This window comes from Ochrobactrum sp. MYb379 (assembly GCF_037479515.1).
GTDB lineage: Bacteria > Pseudomonadota > Alphaproteobacteria > Rhizobiales > Rhizobiaceae > Brucella.
Window position 1 is genome coordinate 1 of the sequence record NZ_JBBGYW010000031.1, and the last position, 7,940, is coordinate 7,940.

Here is a 7,940-nt window from a genome sequence, read left to right on the forward strand (position 1 = left end):
TTGGCTAGCGTTCGCCACATAGATAATCTGTTTGCTCGAACACCATAACGCTGCGCCACATCAACCACACGGGAACCAGGCCGAAGCGTTTCTGAGACCAGTCGGGCCTTGAATTCCGGCGTCCATTTATTGCTTCCCCCGCTAATACTCTTCTCAGGGGTGAGAAACTGGGGGTGCGGATAAAAACTTGGACTGGTTTTACGTCACAATGCCAAGACTGTTTCGATATTCTATTGGGCTTCTAGCGCCAAGCGATATCTTGATCCGTTTCTCGTTGTACCACCGAATGTAGCCATCAACTTCATTGATAAAATGCTCGAGTGTGGTGTTCCTCCAATCGCTGGGATAAAAGAACTCTGTTTTTAGCCTGCCAAAGAAACCTTCGCATGCGGCGTTATCTGGGGAGCACGCCTTGCGGGACATTGAGCGCACCAGCTTCGCATCACTAATCCTCGATAGCCAACCCGGCCAGCGATAGTGTGCACCCCGATCAGAATGTACTATTGGCCACTCATCTCTACCTGTGACAGTTTCTATGGCGGCATCAAGCATCGTATTGACCAATTCCGCATCTGGTCTCGTTCCGATAGACCAGCTGATAACCAAACCGTCGAAGCAGTCGATGATGGGTGAGAGATACACTTTGCCAGCCGGGATATGGAACTCCGTGATATCGGTCAGCCATTTCTCGTTTGGGGCTGAGGCCTGGAAGTCGCGATTAATAAGGTTCTCGGGTGCCGGACTGATTTCTCCAAGATAAGAGCGGTATCGACGCCGCTTTGGCGTGGCAACGATCAGGTTCTCCTGTTTCATCAAGCGCTGCAAAACCTTCTTTGAGATTGTAACGCATTGTTTGGCCAATGACGCCTGTAGCCTGCGGTAGCCATAGCATCGACGGTTGGGTCGAAGATTTCGGTGATGTTTTGACGAATAGTGAGGTACTTGTCGCTCATCCTCATGCGAGTTCGATGATAAAAATATGAGCTGCGCGCCAGTCCCAACTGAGTAAGCAGATCAGGGAGTTGATAAAGATCTTTTAAGGCGTCAACCAACAGCGTTTTCTCCCGATTATTCAGGAGTTGCCGATCGACACCCAGGTCATTTTTACAATTTCATTCGCTTTCTTCAAAAGGTCGTGCTCAAGCTGCAGTTTCTGAATATTGTGCTGCAGTGTTTCGAGCTGGCGCTCTAATTCTTCTCGCTCTGGCACTGGCGGTGAGTTGTTCTTGCGTTTCATGATTGCGGGAGCCTCTGAACCAAGTAACTGGTTTTTCCAGTTATACAGTGTCGGTCTGCATACGCCGAGCTTTTCGGCCAGAGCCTGCGCACTTTCCTGCCGATTATAAAGTCCGACGACGCCAGCCTTCTTCAGCGCATCAGGGTATCGTGGACGTCCAGTTCTTCCAGTAACAGCTTTGCTAGTTTCGGGAAACGCCTCACGAACCCATGCTGTCAACGTTGCACGACCTGGATAGCCCAAAGTGCGCATCGTTGCAGAAACACAATGACCATGCGTGCGGTAGTGCTCAACAGCCACTTCCTTCTGCGCCTGTGTGAACTTGGGGGCTCGGGGCGCAAATCCTAAACGCAGATCAAGAAGGTGTTCATATTCCAGGTACCAGCCCTTCAAAGCATTCTTGCTTGGATAGCCCAACTGGCGAATAGTCGCTTTCGGGCGCTTGCCCAGCTTGATGTAGAGCGCAACTGCCCGCATCCGGTCTTCGTAGGAATACATGAACTACCTCCATGATAGTCCAAGTTTTCGTCCGCACCCCCTCCGGCTCACTTCTACGTGGAAATCAACACTCTCTTAAAAACGAATATTTACTTTGGGCAAGGCGTAGGTGGAAAACCACACTCCCTTCCCTTCAAAGAAAGAGCAATACTTTATGCACGGTTGGCTATGAGGTTAGTTAAAGCAAACTTTTATATATAGAAAGCAATTTACGATCTACTTCGAACTGTTCATAGTTCTCTTTAACGAAAGTGGAAGCACTCAAGGGGAACCCTTGGTGAGGATGAAAAGCTGCAGCTACAAGCTGATCGAATACCAAAGAAACGCTATATTCTATAGTAGCGCCAACCCCTCCAAAATTTGAATATGCAGCCTTTAAAAGATCCTCTGGTTTAGTTACCAGCGCATATCCCACACTCGCGGCTGCAATTGTCGGCTTACCGAACGCTAATGACTGCATAGCGCCTCGACCTGAGGCTATACAAACATCTGAAAGGGACAACTCCTTTAGAAGGTCGTCTTGTTGTATCCAACCTAAAAACTCAACGCTTACATCTGGACAACTTGAAGTTACCAGTTTCGCCTGAGCTTCAATTTCTCCAACTATCGCCCCATCACCAAGAAACCGCCAGTTTAATAAATAGTTTTTCCTTAATATTTGCTCTTGCATCAACGATTTTACTAGATCAACAAGAAATCTCTTATCACTGTCAAACCTCGATATTACGTTTATCGTTCTTTTTTTCTGCCCAAAAGTGGAATATCCGACGAGATTTTCGAGTTCTGAATAGTCGTTTAAAATCACTCCGTTCGGAATAACGACGAGTTTCTCAGCAAGATTGATAATATTATAATTTTTAACTATGTCAGCCACGGCTTCTGACACACAAATTATGCAACTTAACTCATCATAATAACTATACACAGCATCAGTCCAGCGACCATGCAACGTCATTACCACTGGAGCTTTACTTATTCTAGACGCTTGCAAAGCGATCTCACGGCTCTTGCCGGGATGGGTATGAATTAAATCCGCGGTAGATAGATACTCTATTGCCCGTTGACACTCCGCTCCATCTTCAAAATTGATCGCCATTTTTTCAACATTCAAGCCCCGAATGCGCTCACTGATGAACTCGCCATCACGGCAAACGATCCCTACTGACCAGCCATCGCGCAAGGCGGCCTCGATACTAGCGACAACATATTCGTGCAATCCTCCGTGTTGGGCGTGAAAGAACACAGAAATTATAAGTTTTTTGTTCTTCATCCAAATGCTCCTATCCATAGTCCTGTTACAGCGGATTGTGGCATTTTTGCCGCAAGGCAGATGCTATCAAACACTTTATCCACTACCTACGGCTGCAACATCTTTACAACCCCAGCGTATTATGGCTATGCGATCGCAATTCTAGGGCTCGGGGCGAGTTTAAATGATTCACAACGTTATAAGGCTGTCCAAGAAAATTGGACTTCCTATCTATTATCGGCTTCCTCGTGGAATGCAGGTCGTAACCACACAAGCGTATCGAAAGGTGAGGCGGGTTATTCGCAAGCCTATAGCAATCTCTGTACGCCAGATAAGTGTAAACGATAGTGCAAAATTGGCGCTAGAGGTTGCTTCAAACAAAGAAGTCACAGCCCCGACCGCTAATTCAATGGATGGCCGGGAGCTTATTGCAGCTGCTCGACTCGCCGATCCATCCGGCATTCAAGATAACACATCACACAGTTCAGAAGTCGAATCCATTGACGATTTGCCAGCTTCTCAATGTACGCCACTCCCCAGTTTTGATATCCAGAATATCGTTGAGTTTCTTGGTAAACCAACCAAGTTTACTTTAACAAGCGGTGAAAACGATTGGTTGAAACTGACCGAACCTGTAGTCGTGCAACTGTTGTGTACTGATTGCTATGAAATACAGTTCGGTTTCACTGTTAGAAGTAACGATTTAAACGTGAAATCGTCTGATATCAACATTACTCCTATCTATGATGGGATTGATACGCATTCTAATGAATGCGATATATCTCTTTCAGAGGGAATTATCTCATTTCGTATTCATCCGCCAAGAAATTGTACTAATATTGCTATTCGTCTTGAGAGTACAAGTTCTAACGTTGACGTACATAATCAGTATAATATGATAGCAGTTCGCCGCGGCATATCGGTTGTTGTGGGCGTATATAAAGAAGAAGATGTCATTTCGAATGTATTGGAATCGTTTTCGAGGCAAGATGCAGACAAATCTGAATTCGAGATCATCTTTGTTGTAAACGGACCGAAAGATCAATCAGAACAGATTATTGCAGAATGGATCGTTGATAATTCTGATATTAATGCTAGTTTATTTTACGAGCAGATCCCGTCTTTGTCGAATGCACGTAACGTTGGTGTTCGCTACTCAAGCTTTTCTCATGTCACTTTCGTAGACGCCGACGATACGTTATCGCAATCATACCTCGCGTCTATGCTTGAACGCATCACAATCCAATCTATAGTTTGTTCTAATATTGTAAACGTGTCCGAAGATGGTGCCTTGGACGTATACAATTATGCAAACGCGTCAATATTGGCTCTAAAAGATAAATCTGCATTCGCACCGCAGGATGCGTCTAATATTTCTACGATGTCCGCATGTAAGGCTATCCCATCCTACATGGTTAGATGTGTTCCATTCCTCGTTCATCTCAAGAATGGGGAAGATACGCCTTTTTATTGTGAAATTTACGCGCGGTTCCCACAATTGAAACTTAACGCCGATTCTGATCCCGAGCGATGTGTCTATTTTCGACTCATGCGATCCGGATCACTTTCGCGCCGTTCACTCGACTACGAATTTCATATTCTTGATCGCCTTTCTGTGATCAAGGAGATTTCACACGCAGCTTCTCTTCCACAAAAAGATGACATCCGCCGGTTCAATTTTGCGAAAATGAGCGGTCAAATCGGCTTTATGGCTGAATACCTTCGGGCGTATCCGGAAAAATATCTAGAAGTTGTCCGGGAAATACAAAATTATAACATACCGAACTTCCCGCTCGACCTTCTAAAGGACCGCTCGAGCACACAATTGGTGATTGCATATTGCTTTCCTCCATTTCAAGACGCTAGTTCAATTGTGATGGCCAAGAGGATATATGAAGCTGGCGTTCTGTGTGATGTAATCTCCAATGATATCGCGAACGTGAGGGCGGAAGATAATCGCCTCCTACAACCCATCAAACCGTTTATTGCAAAACACGCAATTCTGAATTCGCCGGTTTCGTTTTCAAGTTGGCCAGCGATTCAAAAATTCGCAGAATTGACGGTTGCGAAAGCCGACCAAATACAGCTGGCGCGCAAACGACCCTATCAACGAATGTACAGCCGTGCTCAATGGGTTAGTTCGCATTTTGCAGCGATACAGTTTAAGTTAAAATACCCGGATATTCATTGGACCGCTGAGTTTTCAGATCCTCTTCTCTACGGCGTTAATGGTGACATTCGACCTGGGAAGATCGATCCTAAGTGGCTACAATCAAGTGGTCTGTTGAATAGGTTGTCAGAATTAGGAGTCAGCTTTAATTCTGAAGAAACTAATCTCTTTTATTGGTGTGAACTTGCCACAATACACTTGGCGGATGAGTTGGTTTTCACAAACCTAAATCAGTTGAAGTATATGCGTGGATATTTGCCGTCATCACAAGACAGATCAGTGGTAAACCGTAAGGCGACGGTCTCGGCGCATCCTGTTGCAAGAGGATGGCTAAGTAACCCTGATCGGGCGAACGAACCTAGCTTCTATAACTTGAACTTGGCATATTTTGGATCGTTTTACGTAAACAGGGGTGTCGGTGAGCTTTTAAGTGCATTGCGTAACCTCACCGAAAAGCAACGTTCACGCACGCGTTTCTACATATATTCTCGAGAATATAAAGAAGCTGTCGCAGAGGCGGAGTATTTGGGGATCAGTGATATCATCATTTGCAAACCTGAACTACCTTACGCTGATATGATATCCGAGCTTACAAAATTTGATTTACTTGTCGTCAACGATGCCCGTGTACCGGAGGGTAAACTTAACCCATTTCTCCCAAGCAAACTCAGCGATTATCGCCAATCGGATGTGCCAATTTTAGCAATCTATCAACCAGGCAGCTCGTTGAGTAAATTGAAAGACGTAGAGTACCGTGTTTCTGCCAATCTCCCAAAAGAGAAGTTTGAATCTGCGATCCGATCGACGTTAAAAAAAGCATCCGAAGACAAACGCGCGCGGCTACTGGCACACTGAAGTAACAGCATCCCGTGATGGTGCGCTTCCATATTGCATCATAGCGTAAGTGGGAAAGCCCCATTCATCCACTACTGAGATTTATCTTTTATGTGAAGAATGAGTACGCAACCGCTTGCGAGGGATCGATCTACTACGCGCTTACAACTGTTGCAGAAAAGAGAGAAGTCCTTTGAATGCAAGCAAAATATGAATTAACTGGACAAGTAATAATGGGCGGGTCAAAGAAAAGCAAAGAAACTCCTAAGGAGGCAAAGGATGGTGACAAAAAATTTCGACTTTACGACCCATGGGAAAAACGATTTGACGACGATAAGAGGCGGATCGGAACGGTTGGATAGATTGAAAGACCTTCATTCTATAGACTGAACGGTCATTAGTCACCCTCAATCAAAGGGCTATCTTGAAATGCATTAAGCCTGCTGTTCTATTTTTGAGGAAGCAATGATCGTCTATTTCAATGTCGGCCGAACGGTATTCCTACTACTGTTCGCCTATACTGGTCCAAATGGCATGACAGCGAGCTGGTTGAGATTGATCGCTTCCATATCTCAGGCGTCGATCAGTTGGAACTTGGTGTTGAGTTTCGGTTCAAATGAAAAAATCCCCGGCGAATTGATGGGACTTTTTTACATCTATGATGGTGCTATAACACGCTTCAAAACGTCTTTGACAACCAGAATGGAATTTCGATGATTCCGATTTGCCGTGACAAAATTCCGAAAAATCGCGTCACGCTACAACCATCAAAAAAGACAATATAATCAATAGGATGATTTGTGAATGGTGGGCCCGGAGGTTCTACGGAAAGCGAGCAGATACAAACGCTTGCATAAAAGTGGGGTAGAAATGGCCCATATAATTTGATTATGCTTTTTAAATCGCCCTCCCCACCAGTAATAAATTTTTCATCAAGATGATGAATCTTGGCCAGCAAGGTTACTTAATCGGGGCGACATGCAGAAATTACGAGAAAAGTATAAATCGGAACTGAAAAAGATAATTGCAGGAAATGATCCGTCATCCGGCAATGTGTTAGAAGATTCAATAGCGGATCTTCGCCGAATGAATGAGCGGATAATCCAGAAACGTGCTGACTTACGTGATACAGCTCGCGGTAATCAGATGCGTCAGGCGCTCGATGCGGTAGTTAACGAATTCAGAGCCACAGAGGCTGCCAGAATAAAGTCTGCTAACAATCAGCATGATAATAAATTCCGCGATGGATTGGGTGCCGGCAGTGTATTCGCAGGAATAACCACAGCTGGAATAGCTGCGGTCTGCCTCGTGGCAGCAATGCAATACTTCGGAGTCATAGATATAGCTTTTGGAGCAGATGCCCAACGTCGTCTAAAACTTGATCAACAGTTTTTAACGGATCATGCCGCTATCCCGGTTGCCGATTCCTACTTAAAAAAAGCTGTAAAAGCTGTAACAGACATGCAATCACAAGCACCTGCCAAGCTTGAAGAAATCGCAGGGAAGCAGTTTGTTTCATTAAAGGAAATCGATCCTGCTCTCGACAAAGCCAAGCCCGAGCAATTAGGGAAATACTCGTCCATTGTCGTCCGGGCAGATAAAACTGCATATAAAGTCTTGATGAATTGGCGTTTTTGCACCGCAGCAAAATGGGCCAAACCACAACTCATAGACCCGGTCAGAGGAACAGACGGCGATCATTGCAGCCATTTCGGCTATTGGAACGCGGCCGGTGAACGTTTCTAGTGGGAGCCACTGGACGTACTAGGCTGGATATAAACCCGTATGCACGGGAGGTAATATAGTTTTGTTCGCGATATTTTGTACCTTACTCCAGTCGAATTCATCCTGGTCTGCCCCGATGGGGTGATCCGTTTATAATGTTAGTGCATGCTTGGTCTGCTTGCCACTGTTGGTGTTGACGCTGGCCCATTTTGTGGAGGCCAGACGGC

4 protein-coding genes and 1 pseudogene are annotated in these 7,940 nt (G+C 45.3%); 2 read left to right on the forward strand and 3 right to left on the reverse strand.

Translation table 11 applies throughout. The features are described 5' to 3' along the window. From WH356_RS23805 to WH356_RS23815, 3 genes and pseudogenes are all read right to left on the reverse strand, one after another. Positions 1-146 (reverse strand): transposase (locus WH356_RS23805; RefSeq protein WP_339515354.1); only part of this gene is annotated, 146 nt, incomplete at its 3' end. 52 nt (positions 147-198) lie between these two features. After that, a pseudogene (locus WH356_RS23810) lies at positions 199-1,735 on the reverse strand (IS3 family transposase). Positions 1,736-1,913: 178 nt separating this feature from the next. Beyond that, positions 1,914-3,005, reverse strand: a complete 1,092-nt coding sequence (locus tag WH356_RS23815) for a glycosyltransferase family 4 protein (RefSeq protein WP_339515348.1) — start codon at positions 3,003-3,005, stop codon at positions 1,914-1,916. Between the two features lie 163 nt (positions 3,006-3,168). Here WH356_RS23815 and WH356_RS23820 point away from each other — a divergent pair, with 163 nt between their 5' ends. Both WH356_RS23820 and WH356_RS23825 read left to right on the forward strand, forming a co-directional pair. Continuing rightward, the gene (locus tag WH356_RS23820; RefSeq protein ID WP_339515350.1) at positions 3,169-6,009 is read left to right on the forward strand and encodes a glycosyltransferase; all 2,841 of its coding nucleotides are present in this window, start codon (positions 3,169-3,171) and stop codon (positions 6,007-6,009) included. A gap of 957 nt (positions 6,010-6,966) precedes the next feature. Next, positions 6,967-7,734, forward strand: a complete 768-nt coding sequence (locus WH356_RS23825) for a hypothetical protein (RefSeq protein ID WP_339515352.1) — start codon at positions 6,967-6,969, stop codon at positions 7,732-7,734. Positions 7,735-7,940: the final 206 nt, after the last annotated feature.